General features: G+C 59.7%; 20 protein-coding genes. 16 read left to right on the top strand and 4 right to left on the bottom strand.

Annotated features, from left to right (window positions below):
- The first annotated feature begins 65 nt into the window (after window positions 1–65).
- The 6 genes from CCGE525_RS36435 (at window position 66) to CCGE525_RS36410 (ending at window position 5,512) form a co-directional block, all read left to right on the top strand.
- Window positions 66–704: a TetR/AcrR family transcriptional regulator gene (locus tag CCGE525_RS36435; RefSeq protein WP_120709114.1), complete on the top strand. Its 639-nt coding sequence runs from the start codon at window positions 66–68 to the stop codon at window positions 702–704.
- Between the two features lie 988 nt (window positions 705–1,692).
- Window positions 1,693–2,436 carry a helix-turn-helix transcriptional regulator gene (locus CCGE525_RS36430; RefSeq protein ID WP_120709113.1) on the top strand — a complete coding sequence of 248 codons (744 nt, stop codon included), beginning with the start codon at window positions 1,693–1,695 and terminating at the stop codon, window positions 2,434–2,436.
- 115 nt (window positions 2,437–2,551) lie between these two features.
- The gene (locus CCGE525_RS36425) at window positions 2,552–3,235 is read left to right on the top strand and encodes an acyl-homoserine-lactone synthase (RefSeq protein ID WP_120709112.1); all 684 of its coding nucleotides are present in this window, start codon (window positions 2,552–2,554) and stop codon (window positions 3,233–3,235) included.
- 484 nt (window positions 3,236–3,719) lie between these two features.
- Window positions 3,720–4,073 (top strand): DUF2934 domain-containing protein, encoded by a 354-nt coding sequence (locus tag CCGE525_RS36420; protein ID WP_120709111.1) that lies wholly within the window; start codon window positions 3,720–3,722, stop codon window positions 4,071–4,073.
- 741 nt (window positions 4,074–4,814) lie between these two features.
- On the top strand, window positions 4,815–5,069 hold the full coding sequence (locus CCGE525_RS36415) for a type II toxin-antitoxin system Phd/YefM family antitoxin (protein WP_120709110.1): 255 nt from the start codon (window positions 4,815–4,817) through the stop codon (window positions 5,067–5,069).
- Window positions 5,069–5,512 (top strand): type II toxin-antitoxin system VapC family toxin, encoded by a 444-nt coding sequence (locus CCGE525_RS36410; protein WP_120709109.1) that lies wholly within the window; start codon window positions 5,069–5,071, stop codon window positions 5,510–5,512. Before CCGE525_RS36415 ends, CCGE525_RS36410 begins: the two co-directional genes overlap by 1 nt.
- A 517-nt stretch (window positions 5,513–6,029) precedes the next feature.
- Here the strand turns inward: CCGE525_RS36410 and CCGE525_RS36405 are convergent.
- Window positions 6,030–7,355, bottom strand: coding sequence for a dicarboxylate/amino acid:cation symporter (locus CCGE525_RS36405; RefSeq protein WP_120709108.1), 1,326 nt, complete (start codon window positions 7,353–7,355; stop codon window positions 6,030–6,032).
- Between the two features lie 340 nt (window positions 7,356–7,695).
- Entirely contained in the window at window positions 7,696–9,030 is a 1,335-nt protein-coding gene (gene aptA, locus CCGE525_RS36400; protein ID WP_120709211.1) for an omega-aminotransferase AptA, read from the bottom strand.
- 141 nt (window positions 9,031–9,171) lie between these two features.
- Here aptA and CCGE525_RS36395 point away from each other — a divergent pair, with 141 nt between their 5' ends.
- Entirely contained in the window at window positions 9,172–9,720 is a 549-nt protein-coding gene (locus CCGE525_RS36395; RefSeq protein WP_120709210.1) for a cupin domain-containing protein, read from the top strand.
- Here the strand turns inward: CCGE525_RS36395 and CCGE525_RS36390 are convergent.
- A complete protein-coding gene (locus tag CCGE525_RS36390) occupies window positions 9,717–10,499 on the bottom strand; it encodes a pyrroline-5-carboxylate reductase (protein ID WP_120709107.1) in 783 nt (260 codons plus the stop codon). The genes CCGE525_RS36395 and CCGE525_RS36390 overlap by 4 nt on opposite strands.
- A gap of 3 nt (window positions 10,500–10,502) precedes the next feature.
- Window positions 10,503–11,222, bottom strand: a complete 720-nt coding sequence (locus CCGE525_RS36385) for a GntR family transcriptional regulator (RefSeq protein ID WP_120709106.1) — start codon at window positions 11,220–11,222, stop codon at window positions 10,503–10,505.
- Window positions 11,223–11,421: 199 nt separating this feature from the next.
- Here CCGE525_RS36385 and CCGE525_RS36380 point away from each other — a divergent pair, with 199 nt between their 5' ends.
- From CCGE525_RS36380 to CCGE525_RS36340, 9 genes are all read left to right on the top strand, one after another.
- Window positions 11,422–12,255 (top strand): substrate-binding periplasmic protein, encoded by an 834-nt coding sequence (locus CCGE525_RS36380; RefSeq protein WP_120709209.1) that lies wholly within the window; start codon window positions 11,422–11,424, stop codon window positions 12,253–12,255.
- A gap of 65 nt (window positions 12,256–12,320) precedes the next feature.
- On the top strand, window positions 12,321–13,103 hold the full coding sequence (locus CCGE525_RS36375; RefSeq protein ID WP_120709105.1) for an amino acid ABC transporter ATP-binding protein: 783 nt from the start codon (window positions 12,321–12,323) through the stop codon (window positions 13,101–13,103).
- Between the two features lie 11 nt (window positions 13,104–13,114).
- Window positions 13,115–13,777 carry an amino acid ABC transporter permease gene (locus CCGE525_RS36370; RefSeq protein ID WP_120709104.1) on the top strand — a complete coding sequence of 221 codons (663 nt, stop codon included), beginning with the start codon at window positions 13,115–13,117 and terminating at the stop codon, window positions 13,775–13,777.
- A gap of 10 nt (window positions 13,778–13,787) precedes the next feature.
- Window positions 13,788–14,453: an amino acid ABC transporter permease gene (locus CCGE525_RS36365; protein WP_120709103.1), complete on the top strand. Its 666-nt coding sequence runs from the start codon at window positions 13,788–13,790 to the stop codon at window positions 14,451–14,453.
- Between the two features lie 25 nt (window positions 14,454–14,478).
- The gene (gene dapA, locus CCGE525_RS36360) at window positions 14,479–15,357 is read left to right on the top strand and encodes a 4-hydroxy-tetrahydrodipicolinate synthase (protein WP_120709102.1); all 879 of its coding nucleotides are present in this window, start codon (window positions 14,479–14,481) and stop codon (window positions 15,355–15,357) included.
- Window positions 15,358–15,418: 61 nt separating this feature from the next.
- Entirely contained in the window at window positions 15,419–16,657 is a 1,239-nt protein-coding gene (locus CCGE525_RS36355) for an NAD(P)/FAD-dependent oxidoreductase (RefSeq protein ID WP_120709101.1), read from the top strand.
- Between the two features lie 37 nt (window positions 16,658–16,694).
- Window positions 16,695–18,170, top strand: coding sequence for an aldehyde dehydrogenase family protein (locus CCGE525_RS36350; protein ID WP_120709208.1), 1,476 nt, complete (start codon window positions 16,695–16,697; stop codon window positions 18,168–18,170).
- Between the two features lie 11 nt (window positions 18,171–18,181).
- A complete protein-coding gene (locus CCGE525_RS36345) occupies window positions 18,182–19,216 on the top strand; it encodes a proline racemase family protein (RefSeq protein ID WP_120709100.1) in 1,035 nt (344 codons plus the stop codon).
- A gap of 9 nt (window positions 19,217–19,225) precedes the next feature.
- Window positions 19,226–19,984, top strand: a complete 759-nt coding sequence (locus tag CCGE525_RS36340; protein WP_120709099.1) for an SDR family NAD(P)-dependent oxidoreductase — start codon at window positions 19,226–19,228, stop codon at window positions 19,982–19,984.
- Window positions 19,985–19,989: the final 5 nt, after the last annotated feature.

The raw sequence follows: 19,989 nt of genomic DNA, 5'->3' as shown, positions 1-19,989 counted from the left end.
CATATACGGAACGATCGTCCGTTTACGGATATACGGAATCACATTCCGCTTATCAAGAGGTAGAAGTGTCCGAAGATCCAAAATCGTTGAGCGAGGCTGAGACAGAGGCGGCGGGTCGGCGCCGGCGGGCTGATGCGCGGCGCAACATCGGTTCGCTTATTCAAACCGCATCGGAGGTTTTTGCCGACGCCGGGCTGGATGTGCCCATACGCGAAATCGCGGACAGGGCCGGGGTGGGCGTCGGCACGCTTTACCGCCATTTTCCGACGCGTTCCGATCTTGTCGTCGCGGTTTTCCGCAAGGAGGTCGACGAGTCCGTCGAGGCAGCGAAGATGCTGGCCACGCAGCACCCTCCGGGCGAGGCGCTCGAGCGATGGGTCGAGCGCTATGTTGATTTTATCGCAGCCCACCGCGGGCTTGCGGCAGCCTTCAATTCGGGTGATCCAGCGCTTGAGGGATTGCCTGCACATTTCCAGCAGCGGTTGGGGCCCTTGGTTCAAAGCCTCCTCGACGCGGCGGCCGCGAAGGGCGAAATACGGCCTGGAGTGAAGGCAAGCGAACTCCTGCACGGGGTTGCGATGCTATGCGTGCCGCCCAGTTGCGGTGAGCCGACCGATCCGCAGCGGATGGTGGGCTTGTTTATGGATGGATTACGCTTTCACACCGGCGCTGGTAGCCGAACGAAGTTTCCGCCGGGAAAATGATGCCCTCGGAGGTAGCGCGGCACTCAACTGACTAATTTGCGGCTTTACCGTTTCGGGGCAGCGCGAGAGAACTCTCACCGACGTTCTTGGTTCTGATGACATGGAAAACGGTGCGAAACAGGACAAGGCTACTGCGGGAAGAATTGAGGCGACATCTTCACGCGATCATCCGCCGACAGCAGCTTACGCGCATTGGTGCTCAAGCTGAAACAAGAACGAGCAATGCGTCGGCGCTCTGTCCTGGGGTATAGTTCCAGTCCCGCAACGATTTCGCCGCCACACAGCCTATTCCAGGCCGGCGCTCACAGCTATGAAGAAATTCGCGAAATCGTGATCGATATTCTGCTCAGCAGGGAGGCGGGTGAGTTGCGAACCTACGAACCATGGCATTCAGCCCAGTTACCTCTGGCGTGCCAGGCGTTTTTTCGGGGGAGCTCAAGGCTCCGCGATATGCGCCGCGTCAAGCTATGTTCAAATCTCCCGCGACGGCGAGTTAATTCTCAACGGATGTCAGCGCTCAGACCTCACGCCGGCAGGTTCGACCCTGCCGGCGTCGTTATTCAAATTTTCTTTCCAGATGACCAAAGATCGGCCCGGCAATGCCTTTGCGCTGGCAATGCCTCCAAGTGAGGACCGTCATTGAGATCCGGCAAGCCCGCGCCCTTTGGCTGCAATTTGCTTACTTGTGTTGGTTTTAACAGCGACCTCACGTAACGGTAAATAAGCAATATTGCTTAGCTTTGAGCGCATCGAAGGGCCACCTGGCAAAGCTGCCTGTCCATGCGAATGAAACGCTGACGGTGCGTTGTCCGCATATATGTCGGTGGGGTACGAGACCGAACCGTCTCCTCCGCAGATTTTCCCTTTTCATGTTCACGTTTTATAAAAATAGCATATACAGCCGGCGATCGTTGGGCGGTGGTCATGAAAGTAATACTTCTTTCAGCTAATATGCTCATAGACTATCTGAAATAGTGGGGAGGGGCGAGTGGACAGCGAAGCTGTGGCGACCGCAAGAGTAATGTTCGAATTTCTGTCGGAAACCGCGACTGCAAAGAGCAAGGAAGATATACTCGGCTCACTCGACAGATCCGCACGATACTTCGGCTTTGATTGTTTCGCTATATCCGGCATACCTTTGGCCACGGAGCGTATCGATTCTTACTTCATGTTGAATGGATGGCCGTTGGAATGGTTTGAACACTATTTGTCGAAGAATTACGTTCACGCAGATCCCATTATTCAGCTCTGTAAAATGCAGGACGGTGCTTTTGTTTGGTCGGAGGCATTGCGAGGCCAAGATCTTGGCCGTCATGCACGCCGTGTCATGAACGAAGCCAGGGAATTCAAAATGAAAGACGGCTACAGCGTGCCATTGCATACAGCGAGCGGCGTTCAGGCGATTGTGACGTTCGGTGCCGAAAAAGTCGATCTCTCCAGCGCCGCTCGAGGCGCATTGCATATCTTGTCGATCTACGCCCACAATGCGTTGCGTGGCCTGATAGCAAAGGAGGCGAGTTCGCGAAACAGAAGCCTATTGCGGATCACTGCTCGAGAGCGTGAAATTATTCAGTGGTGCGCGGCAGGCAAAACAGCCATTGAGATCGCGGAAATTCTGGGACGCTCCCACCGAACCATTCAGAATGAGATTTTGAATGTGCAGCGCAAACTTGATGTCGTTAATGCGGCGCAGATGATCGCGGAGAGTTTTCGCGTTGGAATCCTTCGCTGAAGCTGGGTAATTCTACTTATTTATGTCGCGCGCAATATCGTGCACTGTTTCGCCCAAAATAGGGGCAAAGATGATAAGGCTTTACGTAGGTCGTTCGGCGTCGGATCCCCAGGCAATGGAGAAGATTTGGCGCTTTCGGCACCAGCAATTCGTAGAGCGCTTCGGCTGGGAAGCACTTCGCAGAAGCGATGGTCGCGAAATCGATCAGTTCGATCATGAGCAGGCTCTTCATCTTGTACTTTTCTGTGAAGATGCCGTTGTAGGATATTCTCGATTGCTGCCGACGACCGAGCCGCATCTCCTGTCTGATATCTATCCTCATATCATGAACGGCCAGGCCTGGCCCCGTGCACCGGAAATTTATGAGTGGACCCGGTGCGTCGCCGCCGAAGGCGCCGGACTTATCAATCACATACCCGCCTCGCATGTTTTGATGACCGGAGTGATGGAGTTCTGTCTCGTTGCGGGCATTACTTCGCTGATCGTGGAAACGCACCCGAAGCTGGTCGATCTATTAATTTCCACGGGCTGGGAGGTCACCAAGCTCAGCTTGCCCTCGGTCTTGGGCCAGGAGCTTATCATGCCAATTCAGGCTAAGCCTTCTTTATGTGGCTTGATGCAGCATCATCGCCTCTATTCGATCGAGGCAAGCACGCTCTCACTCGAGCCCGAATTGCGAAATCCGTTGAGGCCCGAAGTCACGCTGGGGCACTTACCTTTCCTCGCGCGAGCGCGCGTCCGTCCGACCCATAAGAATAACGAGGCTTATTTGGCCGATCGAGAGGTGAGCTCGTGCTGACGGAACGGAGCGACTTTGAATTTTCGGTCCTTCCATGGAGCTGCAGCATGAATTGCGATCCATTTGTCCGTTCGAAGCAATTCGGATAACCCCCGTGATCAGAGAAATTTACGCCTCACCCAAACGGAGAAAATCTCTCCGAGATAGCCGCGGTCATAAAGAGCAACTGCCCGAGCCGGGCGCCGTTGTTGAGCCATGGGTGCAGCGGATCATTGATGAGTTCGATCGCGAATTGCGGATCATGGAAGATCAATATTGTCAAAAACCTCTCTTTCCAAGCTCTGCGACATCGAGACGTTGATATCGCCTTCGAGACGCCTTAAGCGAGAAGCGGTCCGTATACCGACCTGCCGCTTCACATGAAGAAGAAGAGGGTTCCTCATCCGCTAGATTCCACCGATGGTCGACACCAGGTGGTGTCGACGGAACCGCAATCCTCTCCAGATCGTTCTCAAAGGGTTATTCTGCTTCGGGGGAGAATGTCATGGCCGTTGACAGACACGAACGAATCCAGCGCCGTGCTTACGAAATCTGGGAAAGCGAAGGCCGGCCGGAGGGTGCGGACCTGCGCCATTGGCAACAAGCCTGCGATGAGCTGGACGGTGACGACCTGCATGAGACGCCGCAAGACCGGCAGGGCAAAGATGATCGGGATGATGCGGCGCTGCTTCAAGGTGCAGGAGAAAGCGGCTATATAGATCGATCCCGCGAAAAATCTCCACGGTCGAAGAAAACGCCGAAAAACTCGCAATCCTCCGCGCGCTCCATGCCGGAGATCGAGATAACGACGGGCGAAAAGCCTTCTCGGCAAAAGATCAAGAAGACCGAGGGGCCGTAGTTGCTATGCGGCATCTCGATCATCCAGATTGCTCTTGGAGCCCATGAAGGCCAGTCAGACAACGTCGGTCGGCTATGTTTTGAGCATTGCCAGCGCATCTCCCTTCTTGTTTCCGGCCACTCGGCGCGAACGCTCGCCTACGTGCATGACGTATCGAGAAGAGAAGGGGCTGGACGCTCGACCAGCTGAAAGAAGGAGGCTTTCGGTCGCCGATCAAGCGCCCGGCATTGACGTTGTGCAGCCTGGTAAACCGAGCGCCGTCGGATCAAAAGAACCGTCCTTTGATGTCGAAAAGACCGGGTAGCTCAGGCTCTTCTAAGACATACCCTCACGACAGATTTAGGCAGGTCTCGATCGAGGGAGAGGCCGCGCCGAGCCAATGCCATGTCAATATCGATCCGGCCGCTTGCCTGTCCCTGAGCGCATCCAGCGGCGCGGGCCAGGTGCGAGGATGCCCTGGCGCCCCACGTCTCGAAACTCCCCACCCCTTCCATGAAAACGGAGCGCAAAGACCGGGGGCACTCGGTCTAGCTCCCCTTCGGGACACAATGTTGAAGCTCGTGCGGCTCCTTGCGCATCGAGAATTCCCGATAGCCCGGCCGACGGCCGGTGCTATGCTGATTTCTCCAATCTTCTTCATTGTTTCAGGATTGCGATGCTGCCCCGCAGCGGCTGTATCTTGCAATTCCGGCCCATGCGGATTAAATGTGGTTACGTAACCACAATTATTGGAGGCTCGTCATGACCGTCACCACGCTATCAGGACGAGAACTTAATCAGGACCTTGGACGCGCAAAGCGCGCCACCAAGGACGGGCCTGTGATCATCACCGACAGGGGTCGGCCTGCGCATGTTCTCCTGTCGTACGACGACTACAAGCGGCTGACAGGGAAAGTGCGGACGCTCGGTGACATGCTGGCAGCGCCGGGAGCGGAAGGCGTTGACTTGCCGCTCCCGCAGCGTACGGAACATGCCCGGCCGGTCGACCTATCCTGATGCTGTTGCTCGATACCAATGTCGTGTCCGAACTGCGCAAGGTCGCGAGCGGCAAGGCTGATCTCAATATCGTAGTCTGGAACGAAACCGTCGATCCGGCCGAGACCTTCATTTCATCTGTCGTCTTGCACGAGCTGGAGATCGGCGTTCGGCTCGTCGAACATAATGATGCAGCCGCCGGCAAGGTGTTGCGCAACTGGCTGGAAAAGACCGTTCTCACTGCGTTTTCCGGCCGCATCGTGCCTCTGGACGAGGCGGCGGCCGTTCAGGCGGCCCAATGGCATGTGCCCAATCCCAAACCGATCAACGGCGCCTATATCGCGGCGACAGCCTTCACCCGTCGAATGACGCTGGTCACGCGCAATATCAAAGATTTTGAGGGCCTGGGAGTTGCACTCGTGAATCCATGGGATCTCGGACATAGCGTTCTTAAGAGTCCATAGCGATCGCTCGTGTGATGTGATTAATCGCATGCTGTGGGAAACGACCACCTGATCGGGATGTCTCGAATATCATTCGTTCCGTTCGGGCCATCGGCATAGAGCGCGGTCACGATCGCTTGCCGGCCGGCGGCGGAGGCAACCGGCTATGAGGCCCTAGCCGGGCCGTTTCCATTTGTTCGCTCCATGACATCGCCGGCCAGGCCGGTCAAGCGGCCCGTGAAGGCTTCGCCCGAGGGGCTTGGTCGGCGAATACTACAGCGTTTCCATCAACACCGGCCACGGCAGGCTCAATGCTAATCTGGGCCGCTATCCCGGTCAGGACGACGAAGGCCTGATGGCCATCGTTTTGGGAATTATGCCGAATAACGGCGCGTCGCGAAGCCGACAATAGAGGGAGGAGGGGGCTTCCTCGGCGCAGGCAACAAAGCCGTCGCTTGTCGATAAAACAAAAGAGGCGCGATCTGGAAACCGGACCGCGCCAAACCGCACTAATATGCGGTAGTCGCCCTGGGAGGCATTATTCGGCCGGCTCGGTATTCGTGGGGTTGGCGTCAACGGGTGCTAGGACTGAAAGCGCGGCGGAAAGCTGCGATCGATCAAGTTCGTTCTCCCAGCGTGCGACAACGATGGTGGCTACCGCGTTGCCCACGAGATTGGTCAGCGCGCGGCATTCGGACATGAAGCGGTCGATACCGAGGATCAGTGCCATACCGGCGATCGGCACCGAGGGGATGACTGAGAGCGTGGCGGCGAGCGTGATGAAACCGGCGCCGGTGATGCCGGCCGCTCCCTTCGAGCTCAACATTGCCACCAGCAGCAACAGGATCTGGTCACCGAACGTCAGCGGCGTATCGGTCGCCTGGGCGATGAAAAGTGCTGCCAACGTCATGTAGATGTTGGTGCCGTCGAGATTGAAGGAATAGCCCGTCGGAATGACGAGACCGACGACGGAGCGCTTGCAGCCGGCACGTTCCATCTTGTTCATCAGGCCGGGCAATGCTGCTTCCGAAGACGAGGTGCCGAGCACCAACAGCAGCTCTTCCTTGATGTAGCGGATCAGCGCCAGGATCGAGAAGCCGTTATAGCGCGCGACCGCCCCGAGCACGACGAGCACGAACAGCAGCGACGTCAGATAGAAGGTGCCGATCAGGAATGCCAGGTTGGCGATCGTACCAATGCCGTATTTGCCAATGGTGAAGGCCATGGCGCCGAAAGCGCCGATCGGCGCGAACTTCATCAGGATCGATACCATCCGGAAAATCGGCGCCGTCAGCACCTGCAAGAAATCCAACACAGGGCGGCCACGTTCGCCGACAGCACCCAGCGCGATGCCGAAGACCACCGAGAAGAACAGGACCTGGAGAATGTCGCCCTTGGCGAAGGCACCGACGATGGTGTCCGGGATGATGTTCATCAGGAAGCCGACGACGGAGGCGTCATGTGCTTGCGCCGCATAGTTGTTGACGGCCTTTGTGTCCAACGTCGCGGGATTGATATGCATGCCGGTACCCGGCTGCAGGACGTTCGAGACGATGAGGCCAACGATCAGTGCCAGCGTCGAGAACACAAGGAAATAAAGAAGCGCCTTGCCGACGACGCGGCCGAATTTCTTCAGGTCCGACATGCCGGCGATGCCGGTTGCCACCGTCAGGAAGATGACCGGCGCAATGACCATGCGCACCAGTTTGATGAAGGCATCGCCGAGCGGTTTGAGCTCCGTGCCGACGTCCGGATAGAAATACCCGAGCAGGATGCCCGCAGCGATCGCCGCGAGGACCTGAACATAGAGATGCCGATGGAGCGGTGTCTTGCCGCGGACCTCCGCGGAATGTTGTGCGGCCATGATATCCTCCACGCGGGCCTAGTCCGGCAACAGGCCGGGCCTCCCAGCCCACCTTTCCAACGATCGACAGCGGCCGCTGCCTTATAGAGCGATCGGGCAAATGGCATGCCAACCGACCGTGGCTCGATCAGCACCCTGAAATAGTGAGGCATTTTTCCTCGAGCGCCGGAGCGCAACATAATCGCGTGCGGAAATCCGCAAGATTGACGGGGGCAATGGGCGAAAACAAGCACAATGCCGTCATGTTCAAACCTGCCAATGGACGACCTTCGCGCATCGCGCTCTCCGCGTGGCAGCAATGGTGTCATTTCCGCCGTGGCCTAGTTCAAGCAACGATCGATTATGCTACGCGCTGTAGGGCGTCGCTGATCGTGGAGACGATCGTGTCGATCTCGCTCTTCTCGACGATGAGCGGCGGCGAGAGAGCGATGATATCTCCGGTCACGCGGATCAGCAGACCCTTCCGGAAGCAGTCGACGAAGACGTCATAGGCGCGTGTTCCCGGAGCGCCGTCGCGAGGCGCGACTTCGACTGCGCCGACGAGGCCAAGATTGCGGATGTCGACGACGTGGGGATGATCCTTCAGCGAATGCAGCGCGTCCTGCCAGTAGTCGGCGAGGGTGGCGGCACGCGTAAGAAGGCCTTCCTCCTCGTAGATGTCGAGGGTCGCGATGCCCGCTGCGCAGGCGACCGGATGGCCGGAATACGTGTATCCATGGAACAGCTCGATGGCGTTCTCGGGGCCGACCATGAGGCCATCGTAGACCTTCCGGCTGGCGAAGACCGCGCCCATCGGAATGGTACCGTTCGTCAAGCCTTTCGCCGTCGTGACGAGGTCGGGAACGACGCCGAAGTAGTCGGTCGCAAACGGCGTTCCGAGACGGCCGAAGCCAGTGATCACCTCGTCGAAGATCAGCAGGATTCCATGCTTGTCGGCGGTTGCGCGGAGTTTTTCGAGATAGCCCTTCGGAGGCAGGATGACACCCGCCGAGCCCGACATCGGCTCGACGATGACGGCCGCGATGGTTTCGGCGCCGTGCAACTGGACGAGGCGCTCCAGATCATCGGCGAGTTCGACGCCGTGTTCCGGCAGGCCCTTGGAGAAGGCGTTGCGGTCAAGGTCGAGCGTGTGGCGCATATGGTCTGCGGGGATCTGCGGGAAGACCCTGCGATTGTTCACGAGGCCGCCGACCGAAATGCCGCCGAAGCCGACGCCGTGATAGCCCTTCTCGCGGCCGATGATGCGGGTGCGGGTCCCCTGGCCGATTGTCCGCTGATAGGCAATCGCGATCTTCAAGGCAGTATCCACCGATTCCGAACCGGAGCCCGTGAAGAAGACGCGGTCAAGCTCGGCAGAGGGACCGCCGGGCGCGATCTTCGCAAGTTTGGCTGCGAAGTCGAAGGCGATCGGGTGGCCCATCTGGAATGTCGGCGCAAAATCCATCGTGGAAAGCTGGCGCCCGACCGCCTCCGATATCTTCTTGCGGCCGTGGCCGGCGTTGCAGCACCAGAGGCCGGCCGTACCGTCGAGAACGCGATTGCCGTCGACATCGGTGTAATACATCCCTTCGGCGGAGGCGAGCAGGCGAGGCGCTGCCTTGAACTGGCGGTTGGCCGTGAACGGCATCCAGAAGTTGTCGAGTGCGGGTTCGTTCTTCATGTTGATTTGGTCCATCGTGCCCTCCTTCGGCTCGGTGAAGAATTCGGGCATTTCGGCAGAGCGAACAAGTCCTTTTCTTGTGTGGCGTAAACAATTGAAATATCGATGCTCCGATTCTAATGTTTGGTCTATCTTGAACAACCAGAACAGCCGGCCATGTCGATTGATATCGGAAACCGTCTGCGCTATGTGCGCACCGCCCACAACATGTCCCAGCGGGAACTCGCGAAGAAAACAGGCGTCCCGAACTCCACCATTTCGTTGATCGAATCGAACAACTCGAACCCGTCGGTCGGGGCGTTGAAGCGCATCCTCGATGGGATCCCTATCGGATTGGCGGAGTTCTTCGCGCTCGAGCCGGAAACGCCCAGGAAGGCGTTCTATGCGTCAGAAGAACTGGTCGAAATCGGCAAGGGCGGGATCTCCTACCGCCAGGTTGGCGAGAGCATGTTCGGCAGGAGCCTGCAGATGCTGAAGGAATGCTACCAGCCGGGTGCGGACACCGGGAAGGTTCCGTTGGTCCACGACGGCGAAGAGGGAGGCATCGTCCTTTCCGGAAGACTTGAGGTCACGGTCGACAACGAGCGGAAAATCCTCGGCCCGGGTGACGCCTACTACTTCGAAAGCCGACGCCCGCATCGCTTCCGGTGTGTGGGCCCGGTCCCGTGTGAGGTCATTAGCGCCTGCACGCCGCCGACCTTCTAAGTGCGGCCCTCGATGCGGGCGAGCACGCGGTCCAGCGCCGTCTGCAGCGCTGCGGCCCCGCCCTCAGTCTGAAAATCGGCCAACACCTGTTCGTTCAAACCGCCCCTGGTGGCAAACTCTCGGCTGAGCTCGGAGAAGGCGGTCTTCGAACTCTCGCTCGCGCGTCTTGCCAGGCTTTCGAAGAGAGGCGCGAGATAGGCCTGCGCCTTCGATCTCTCCAACCCGTTGCCTTCAAGCCAAACGGTTGCAGCTTCTATCACACCGAAATAGGTCGACATCAGCGCGCTCGCGGCCGCTAGGAGATCGTACTCCTTCTTCGACGCACATTGCACCGCGGCACCAAGCGCGTCGAAGAGCGCGGCGACGTCCGTGTCCGGAGGATAGATTGCCGTAACGCCCTGCCTGGTGGCGACGAAGGGCAGCGGGATTGCCTGAACCAGACGGACGTCCGCACCGATCCAGTCGAGCAGCGTCTGTCTTTCTGTCGCCGCGACGAGGCTGATCACGAGCTGGCCTGGACGGAAGAGGAGATCTTTGACGACCGCCTCGGCGACCTGCGGACGTATCGCCAGGACAACAAGGTCAGTGCTATCGACCACGGTTTGGTTGTCCCTTGCGACCTCCACGGGTGCGAACTCGGATGCAAGGCGGCCGGCGGTCTGCTCGTTACGCGGGGAGAGGCAGACTCGTGCCGTGAAGGGCGGTTCAGCGAGGATTCCGCGGACCATGGCTTCGGTTATGGCTCCGGTTCCGACGAAGCCGATGCTTGAAATCGCCATACTCTACTCGGCAGCCTTGAGCGGCCCGAGCGCTACGTCGGTCGTGTAGTTCTCCCGCATGAAGTTGATGAAGTTTTGCTGGAACTGGCGCGTGTGGGCGTGAGCGAGCTCGTCGGCGCGGTCAACATTCCGATCGCGGATGGCTTCCAGCATCTGGCTGTGTTCGTCTGTCAGAAGGTAGCCTTCGTGGGTTCTTTCCAAATACTCGAAATGCAGATGAAGCATGCGCTGGCCCTGGGAGAGAAGCTTCTCGTAGAACGTCGCCAGATACGGGTTCTTGCCGGCATGGGCGATCGCCATGTGGAATTCCTTGTTGGCTTCCGACATCGCCAGATGGTTTCCGGTCTTGACCGCGGCCGCGAAGGCCTTGTCGCGCTTGGCGATCACCTTGAGGTCGGCGTCGGTGCGCAGTGCCGCAGCGAGCCTCGTGTTCATGCGCTGTGCAATGTCCAGAGCCTCGACATATTTGGGAAACGTCGCGATCTCGATAGGCGAGACGATCGTGCTTCGGTTCGAGAGGGTCACGACCAGTTCGTCGGACCCCAGCCGGATCAGTGCTTCGCGGACCGGCGCGCGGGACATGTTGAAGCGCTCAGCGAGCGTCGTCTCGTCGAGCAGTTGGCCCGGCGGTAGCGCGAGGGAGAGGATCTCGTTGCGCAGTGTTTCGTAGACGCTTCTCGAGCCCGTTCCTCGGGTTCGCTTCACTTCAATTTCGTCAGACACTTAAGTCCCTTTCGCTCACGGAAGGCGCATTGGGCCAGAAATCCAGTTTCACAGCAATATAAAATTTTCGCTTGACTTTGTCGACACCCTGTTGACAACTAATAGCCAGTCGACACGTAGCCGACACAAAAAACAACAGAAACGGCTTCAGCCGACGAGTGGAACAACGCGCTTCGCGCATAGCAAAAGAGGAATGCCGATGCTTTCGAAGATGATAACGTCCGCACTGCGGGCGATGCCCGCGCTCGCCCTGGTGGGAGGCCTTTCCATAACCGCAGCTCAAGCCCAAACGGCCGAAGGGTACTGGCAGGGCGTGCAGAAAGCAGGCGTGCTTAAGTGCGGCGCCGCCGTCGCTCCGCCCTACATCATGCGTGATCCGGCAACGGGCGAGTACTCCGGGTTCTATGCGGATCTTTGCCGTGAATTCGCCGAGGTTCTGAAAGTGAAGCCCGAGTTCGTCGACACCACGTGGGACAACATCGTGGCCGGCCTTCAGGCTGGCAAGTGGGACGTGTCGTTGGCCTTGAACCGGACGCCGGCTCGCGCCATGGCCGTGCAGTTCTCGATCCCGGCGATGGAGTACCAGATCTCTCTCGCCTACAACAAGAATAACCCCAAGATCCCGCAGGGTGCTTCGTCCGTCGCCGATCTGGACAAGGCAGGCGTGACCATGGCGGTCATGTCCGGCACCGCGCAGGACAAGGCCATCTCGGCTGCCGTCAAGAACGCCACGATCATGCGTCTTCCCGGCAACGACGAGACGCGGCTGGCCCTGACCTCGAAGCGTGCCGACGTTCTGGTCGACGCCTCCGACACCAATCTGCTTCTTACGCAGGCAAATCCCGACTGGGCGGTCGCACTCAACCCGACCCCTGCGCTTGCCAAGCAGGGTGTGTCTTTCGGCCTGCCGCATAACATGTCGGCTGCCGACGTCGAAGTGGTGAACATCTTCCTGGAAGAAAAGGTTGCGACAGGCCAGGTGGACGCGCTCATCAAGAAAGCCGTCGATCAGGTCCTCAAGGGTTCCAACTGATCCAGCCGGGCGTCGGCTCACGCCGCCGGCGCCCGTTCTCGCTTTCAGACAAACCGAGATCGGCCATGACCATGTCTTCCAGCCTACCCCTCGTGAAAATGCAGGCGCTGCACAAAAGCTACGGCTATGGCGCAATTCAGGTGCTCAAGGGCATCGACATCGAAATGAAGCCCGGCGACCGCGTCGTCGTCATTGGTCCCAGCGGCGGCGGCAAGAGCACGCTCCTGCGCGTCATGATGGGTCTTGAACAAATCGACAGCGGAAGCGTGAGCTTTGACGGAAAGCCCTATATCTCGTCCGATGGACGGGGCAAGAAGACCGTCATCGACACGGAAGTCCGGCGTTCGATCGGCATGGTGTTCCAGCACTATACGCTCTTCCCGCATCTCAACGTCATCCAAAACCTTGTCCTCGCGCCGTGCAAGGTGCGCGGCGAGCCGAAGGCCAAGGCGGAAGCCCGCGCACAGGCCCTGCTTGAGAGATTCGGCCTCGGTGCAAAGGCGACGGCCTATCCGGCACAACTTTCCGGTGGCCAGAAGCAGCGTGTTGCCATCGCCCGCGCCTTGATGCTCGATCCGAAGCTGATGCTCTTCGACGAAGTGACGTCGGCCCTCGACCCCGAGCTGGTCAGCGAGGTCGAACACGTCATCATGCAGCTCGCCTCGCAGAACATGCCGATGATGATCGTCACGCACGACATGTGGTTTGCGAAGAATATTGCGTCGCGGGTGATCTTCTGTGCGGGCGGCGTTGTCGTCGAGGACGGTCCTCCGGAACAGGTGCTCGGCTCTCCGAAGGAGGAGCGTACCAAGGAGTTCATCGACCGCGTCTTCCACATCAAGCAATAGAGGAGGCGGTCATGAACTATACTTTCGACTTCAATTCCGTGTCTTTCGCACCTCTACTAAGAGGATTGGTGGTCTCGCTGGAACTTGCCGCCGCGGCCAACATCATCGGCATCGTCGCCGGCTTCGGGCTTGCACTGCTGCTGATGAGTCCGTACCGCGTGGTGCGATTGCCCTTCATGCTGTTCGTGGAATTCTTCCGTTGCACGCCGGCACTCGTGCAGATTGTCTGGATTTTCTACTGCGTGCCTATGCTGTTCGACGTCTTTCTTGACCCGATCACCATGGGCGTCATGGCGCTTGGGCTCAATCTTACTGCGTTCAACGCCGAGGCCTATCGTGCCTCCATCCAGGCGGTTCCCAAGGAGCAACTCGATGCAGGAATCGCGCTCGGGCTCAATCCCTGGCAGCGCGTCATGTACATCGTATTTCCGACTGCGTTCCGGGCCTCGATCCCCGTGCTTCTGACGAACGGGATTGTCATCTTCCAGCAGAGCGCGCTTGTGGCCATCGTGGCGATCGCCGATCTCATGTACGAAGGAAAGTCGCTGGCGACAGAGACCTACCGTCCCATCGAGACCTTCACGGTCGTCGCTCTCATCTATTTTGCCGTGTCATTTCCAGTCACCCAGATCGTGGGCCTGCTGGAACGCCGCCGTCAACTGCTCGCAAGCTAGGAGGGCTGTGATGTCGCTCGATTTCTCCGTCCTTGCACGGTTCGAACATGCTCTTCTTCTAGGGTTACTGACGACACTTGAGCTCACCGCTGTCTGTATCCTGCTGGGTTGCTCGCTGGGGTTCTTCGTAGGCCTCGCCAGAACCTCTCGCAGCACGACGCTTCGTTTCATCTCTAGCATCTATGTGGAGTTCTTCCGCGGAACGCCGGTCCTGATCCAGCTTTTCTGGATCTTCTTCTGCCTGCCACTGATCCTTGGTGTCGAACTTTCGAACTTCATGTCAGGTGTCATAGCATTGACGCTCTACATGGGAGCGATCACCAGCGAGACGTTCCGGGCAAGTCTCAAGTCCATCGGGCCGGAGCAGTTCGACGCATGCGTTGCGCTTGGTCTTCCACGCCGGGTCCAGGTTACGAGCGTGATTCTTCCGCAGGCGGTGCTGCGAGCTATCCCGACCTTGCTCTCCAACTGCGTCAGCCTGTTTAAGGAGAGCGCGCTCGTCTCAGCGGTCGGCATGGCCGACCTGATGTTCGTCGGACAGAACATCTCCAACAACACCGCGCGGCCTGTCGAAGTGCTGACTGTCGTCGCTCTGATCTACTTCGTGATCGCCTTCCCTCTGACGCGCGCCGTCACGCTCGTCGAAGGGCGGATCCTCGAGAAGCTCGCAATCTAAGCAATCGATACAGGAGAATGAACTAATGAAGCTTTCCGGCGTCATGCCCGCGCTAATCACCCCGTTCGACGCGAACGGAAAGGTCGATTTCAAGGCCTATGAGAAGCATCTTACCGCCATGCGCGAAGCGGGGGTCACAGGCTGGGTTCCGATGGGATCTACGGGCGAATACTCCGCGCTGTCCAATGACGAGCGCCTCGAAGTGCTGAAGTTCGTCAAGGACTTCGCTAATGAAGGTGAAATCCTGATTGCTGGTACAAATGCTCCCGCGACCCGCGAGGTCATCGAGAACACGCTGCAGGCCAAGGAGATCGGTTACGACACCGTTCTGCTCGCGACACCGTTCTACACCCGCCCGACCCAGGAGGAGCTCCTCGCTCATTTCCAAAGAGTGCTCGGGGAGACCGACATCAATCTCATCCTCTACAGCTATCCCTATAAGGATGGCGTGGAGATCGGTTTCGATATCCTGGATGCTCTTGCTGACGATCCGCGTGTTCTCGGCATAAAGGAGAGCTCCGGTTCCCTCCAGCGGGCGATCGACATTCACTCGCGGTATAAGGGCCGCATCGCCCTCGTCTCCGGTTCGGATGATATCGCACTCGACTTCATGTTCTGGGGTGCCGACGCGTGGATCTGCGGTCCGGCCAACTGCATGGCGAAGGCCTGCGTCGATCTCGACCGCACCTTCCGCTCAGGCGATCTAAACGCCGCGCGCGAGAAGATGATCGTTCTCTATCGCGCGATGAACATCCTGGAGAGCGGCAAGTTCGTGCAGAAGGTCAAGTACGGCTGCGAGCTCCAAGGTCTGCCGGTCGGCAACTGCAGGGCGCCCCTCGGCGAGCTCAGCGCCGAAGAAAAGGCCGAATTCAGGGCTGCGATGCAGCCGATCCTCAATTGGTAGGATGCACCGGCGATCGGGACAACCTCCGTCTCGGCCGCCGCCATAACATTGAGGGACCAAAGTGGCACAGACCGTCGTAGTCGGCGCCGGGATCATCGGTACCGCCATCGCATACCAGCTACAGCGCCGCGGCGAGTCTGTCGTTCTCGTCGACCGGAGCGCCCCGGGCAAGGGCGCGTCCTACGGCAACATGGCTAGCATCGCTGTCACCGAATTCATGCCGGCCTCGCGACCGGGCATCTGGGCGCAGATGCCCGGATGGATGCTCGATCCGGAAGGGCCGGTTCGCATCCGCCCGTCCTACATGCCAAGATTGATACCCTGGTTCCTGCGCTTCATCGCGGCAAGTCGCCCTTCGAAGCTTCGCGAGCTCGAGGCGGCCGGCTCCATTCTCTGCAGCCGCGTCTATGAAGACCTCGACGCGTTGCTTGCGGAGACCGGCCTGCAGCACATGTTGTCGGCGGAAGGATGTCTCAGCCTCTACACCGACGAGGCTGAGTTCAAGGCCGATCACGAGCACATTGAAATCCTCGACCGTTTCGGGTTCCGGTACGAGGTTCTTGGTGGCAACGCGATCCGCGACCTGGAGCCCGCGATCACCACCAGGATTGGCAAGGCCGTTCTCTTCCCGGACAATCGCTCCGTTTCAGATCCCTACAAGCTGGTCCTCGCGCTGGCTGAGAAGTTTCAACAACTGGGCGGAACGATGGAGACCGGCGACGTTGTCGGGTTTGAGCACGATGCCACTGCGGTCAAGTCGATCTGCCTCCGCGATGGCCGGAAGCTTCAGGCGGGCGGCGCAGTCCTTGCCGCGGGCGCCTTCACTGGCCGTCTCTCCGCCATGCTTGGTGAACCTATCCCGCTCGAGACCGAGCGTGGCTATCACACACAGATCATGGCCCCCGGCGTCTCGATGCGCCACTCGCTCATCTGGCCAGCGCGCGCTTTCATGGTCACTCCGACTGCAGGCGGCATCCGCGTCGGTGGCACGGTCGAAATGGCGGGCCTTGATGCCGCACCAGACTACCGTCGTGCGAAGGTTCTGGTGAAGCGCGCCAAGGAAGCCCTACCGGATCTCAAGGTCGAGGGGGCCTCCGAATGGATGGGGCACCGCCCGGCAATGCCGGACACCATTCCGGTCATGGGGCAGTCCGCCAAGCGCAGCAACGTCTGGTATGCAACGGGCCACGGACACCTGGGACTTACCTACGGCGCTACCACCGCCCGTCTCATGGCCGACCTTATTACGGGCCGGAAGCCGCCCGTCGACATGAGACCCTATCGCGTAGACCGATTCTAAGCCCCGGGGCGATCAACGACAGCAAAAGGGAATGAAGATGCAAAGCGAACTCTACATCGATGGCAAGTGGATGAAGCCGGTCAAGGGAGGCACCTGCACGGTGACCAATCCCGCAACCGAGGAGGTCATCCAGACAATAGGAGCGGCGACGGCCGAAGACGTCGACATCGCCGTCAAGGCCGCCCGCCGTGCCTTCGACAAGGATGGCTGGCCTAAGCTCACGGGCGCTCAGCGCGCCAAATACCTTCGCGCGATTGCCGAGGGAATCCGCGCCCGCCAGTCGGAAATTGCCCGGTTGGAAGTTCTAGACAACGGCAAACCATTCCCTGAGGCGGACTGGGATATCTCGGATGCGGCAGGCTGCTTCGACTACTACGCAGGCCTTGCCGAACAGCTCGACAACAATCCGGAGGAGACGATCCTTCTTCCGGACGACAGGTTCACGTCCAAGGCTGTCAAGGAACCGGTCGGCGTCGCGGGCGCAATCATCCCGTGGAACTATCCGCTGCTGATGGCGGCCTGGAAGGTCGCTCCGGCGCTTGCCGCCGGCTGCACGGTCGTTCTCAAGCCAGCCGAACTGACTTCGCTGACGGCCCTCGAACTCGCAGCCGTCGCAGACGAGGCAGGTCTTCCTGCAGGCGTCCTGAACATCCTTACGGGTTCCGGCTCGGTTGCGGGCCAGGCGATCATCGACCACAAGGGCGTCGACAAGCTCGCCTTCACCGGCTCCGGCCCGGTCGGCTCGAAGATCATGGCTGCGGCCGCCCGCGACATCAAGCGCGTCAGCCTGGAACTCGGTGGCAAGTCGCCGTTCGTCGTCTTCGAAGACGCCGACATCGACGAGGCAGTCGAATGGATCATGTTCGGCATCTTCTGGAACCAGGGGCAGGTTTGCTCGGCGACGTCACGCGTCCTCGTGCAGGAAACCATCTACGAACGCCTTCTTGCCCGTCTGGTCGAGAAGACGAGCAAGATCAAGATTGGCAACGGTCTGGACGAGGGCGTTCTCCTCGGCCCTCTGGTCTCCAAGCGACAACATGAACAGGTCGTCGCCGCGATCGAGGCCGCACGAAAAGCAGGCGCCACGGTCGCATGCGGCGGACAGCGTCCCGAAGGATTCGAGAAGGGCTACTACCTGCAGCCTACAGTATTGACTGACGTTCCACTCGACAGTGACGCCTGGGTTGAGGAGATTTTTGGCCCGGTTGTCTGCGTCAAACCGTTCAAGACGGAAGAAGAGGCGATTGAACTCGCCAACGACTCCCGCTTTGGCCTGGCCGCGGCCGTCATGTCCAAGGACGACATCCGAGCCGAGCGCGTCGCCGCCGCCTTCCGGGCAGGCATCGTCTGGATCAACTGCTCGCAGCCGACGTTCACCGAAGCGCCCTGGGGCGGCTACAAGGAATCAGGCATCGGTCGTGAACTCGGCCGCTGGGGTCTCGAAAACTATCTGGAGACCAAGCAGATCACCAAATACGCCACCGACAAGCCCTGGGGCTGGTACATCAAGTGAGGTCCATCGAGATGGGATCCGAAAATAGCCTGGAACTACTGCTGGTGCATTGCGAGGGCGAGCTTGGCCATGTTCTGACAGGCGGCGCTCCGGAGATTCCCGGAACGACTATGCTCGACAAGATGAACCACATCAACAATGTCGATGACAGCCTGCGCCGCTTCGTGACTTTCGAGCCACGGGCCAACGTCGCGATGTCGGTGAATCTTCTGGTCGCCCCGACACGTCCCGACGCCGATGCCGGCTTCATTGTGCTGCAGGCGGACCGCGCGCATCCGATGTCGGGGAGCAACTGCATCTGCGTCGTGACTGCTCTGCTGGAGAGCGGCCGCGTTCCGATAGTGGAACCGGAGACGACGGTCCGCCTGGACACGCCGGCAGGATTGATCGTCGCACGGGCCCGCTGCGAGAGCGGCCGCTGTGTCGGCGTCAGCCTCGACAATGTTCCGAGCTTCGCCGAACTTCTCGAGCAAGAGGTTGATACGCCAGCCTGGGGCCGGATCAAGGTCGATATCGCTTTCGGCGGCGTCTACTATGCGCTTGTCGACGTGAGGCAGGTGGGACTGACAATCGCACCGGAGAACGCCCGCGAACTGGCAGAGGCCGGAATCGAGCTGAAGCGCCTTCTGGCGGAACAGGTGAAGGTCTCCCATCCGACGCTGCCGGGCGTCGACGAGATAGCCTATGTCATGTTCCGCGACGAGGAACCGGACGGGGCCGTGCGGACCTGCACGACGCTCCAGCCCGGCCGGGTCGACCGCTCGCCTTGCGGAACGGGAAGCTCCGCCAATCTTGCGGCTCTCCATGCGCGGGGCCAGGTTTCGGTCGGTGACATGAGGACGTCGCGGTCGATCATCGGCGGCGAGTTCCGGGTCGAAGCCATCGGCGAGACCGAGGTCGAAGGCCGCAAGGCGGTGCTGCCACGGATCACTGGTCGTGGCTATGTCTATGGCCGTACGGAGCTTCGTGTTGCCGACGACGATCCATTCAGAAACGGATTCGCGTTGTCGGACACCTGGGGGCCGCAGGTCAGCCTATTGAAATGAGGTAATGGCATGAAGAAGACCCTCGAAGGACAGGTCGTTCTGGTCACGGGAGCGTCCGGTGGAATCGGCGCGGCGATCGTGAGGCAGCTCGCGGAGGATGGCGCGCGACCGGTCATCCACTACGGCCGCGATCAGGCGAGCGCGGAAGCGCTCCTCGCGGAAGTCGGTGGCAATGGCTGGATCGTCCAGGCCGACCTGTCGGTGCCGGAGGGCCCGTTCAAACTTTGGGAGATGGCCGTCGCGGCGACCGGTCGGGTCCATGGCCTCGTCAACAATGCCGGCATCCGCACGGAGATTTCAATCGAAGCCTCGGCGTCTGACTGGAAGGCCGCATGGCAGCGCGAATTCCAGATCAATTTCTTCGCCGCGGCTGATCTTTGCAAGGAAGCGATCCAGCACTTCAAGGCGAATGGCGGCGGGCGGATCGTCAATATGGCCAGCCGGGCGGGTCAGCGAGGGTATACGGCTGACGCGATGCCTTATGGGGCAACCAAGGCGGCGCTCGTCAATCTGACCAAGTCGATCGCCCGCAGCTTCGGCGAGGACGGCGTGACGGCCGTCGCCATCGCGCCTGGCTGGGTCCGAACCGACATGGCCGAAGAGTTCATCGCCGTCCACGGAAAGGCTGCAGCCGTTGCGGACATCCCGATCGGAGAGATGGCGGAACCGGCAGAGGTGGCGGAATTGGTCGCCTTCGTTCTGCGGCCCGGTCAGGCGTCACTGAACGGAGCGACGCTCGACATTAACGGCGGAAGCTACATTCGATAGCGAGG

This window comes from Rhizobium jaguaris (assembly GCF_003627755.1).
In the GTDB taxonomy this organism is placed as follows: domain Bacteria; phylum Pseudomonadota; class Alphaproteobacteria; order Rhizobiales; family Rhizobiaceae; genus Rhizobium; species Rhizobium jaguaris.
This window is presented reverse-complemented; position numbering and strand designations above follow the sequence as displayed.

Coding starts and splice junctions, on each gene's coding strand:
- CCGE525_RS36365 (WP_120709103.1), top strand. CDS start 13,788: ATGTCGCTCGATTTCTCCGTCCTTGCACGGTTCGAACATGCTCTTCTT.
- CCGE525_RS36410 (WP_120709109.1), top strand. CDS start 5,069: ATGCTGTTGCTCGATACCAATGTCGTGTCCGAACTGCGCAAGGTCGCG.
- CCGE525_RS36380 (WP_120709209.1), top strand. CDS start 11,422: ATGCTTTCGAAGATGATAACGTCCGCACTGCGGGCGATGCCCGCGCTC.
- CCGE525_RS36405 (WP_120709108.1), bottom strand. CDS start 7,355: ATGGCCGCACAACATTCCGCGGAGGTCCGCGGCAAGACACCGCTCCAT.
- CCGE525_RS36340 (WP_120709099.1), top strand. CDS start 19,226: ATGAAGAAGACCCTCGAAGGACAGGTCGTTCTGGTCACGGGAGCGTCC.
- CCGE525_RS36425 (WP_120709112.1), top strand. CDS start 2,552: ATGGAGAAGATTTGGCGCTTTCGGCACCAGCAATTCGTAGAGCGCTTC.
- CCGE525_RS36370 (WP_120709104.1), top strand. CDS start 13,115: ATGAACTATACTTTCGACTTCAATTCCGTGTCTTTCGCACCTCTACTA.
- CCGE525_RS36390 (WP_120709107.1), bottom strand. CDS start 10,499: ATGGCGATTTCAAGCATCGGCTTCGTCGGAACCGGAGCCATAACCGAA.
- CCGE525_RS36415 (WP_120709110.1), top strand. CDS start 4,815: ATGACCGTCACCACGCTATCAGGACGAGAACTTAATCAGGACCTTGGA.
- CCGE525_RS36395 (WP_120709210.1), top strand. CDS start 9,172: ATGTCGATTGATATCGGAAACCGTCTGCGCTATGTGCGCACCGCCCAC.
- CCGE525_RS36375 (WP_120709105.1), top strand. CDS start 12,321: ATGACCATGTCTTCCAGCCTACCCCTCGTGAAAATGCAGGCGCTGCAC.
- dapA (WP_120709102.1), top strand. CDS start 14,479: ATGAAGCTTTCCGGCGTCATGCCCGCGCTAATCACCCCGTTCGACGCG.
- CCGE525_RS36420 (WP_120709111.1), top strand. CDS start 3,720: ATGGCCGTTGACAGACACGAACGAATCCAGCGCCGTGCTTACGAAATC.
- CCGE525_RS36345 (WP_120709100.1), top strand. CDS start 18,182: ATGGGATCCGAAAATAGCCTGGAACTACTGCTGGTGCATTGCGAGGGC.
- CCGE525_RS36350 (WP_120709208.1), top strand. CDS start 16,695: ATGCAAAGCGAACTCTACATCGATGGCAAGTGGATGAAGCCGGTCAAG.
- aptA (WP_120709211.1), bottom strand. CDS start 9,030: ATGGACCAAATCAACATGAAGAACGAACCCGCACTCGACAACTTCTGG.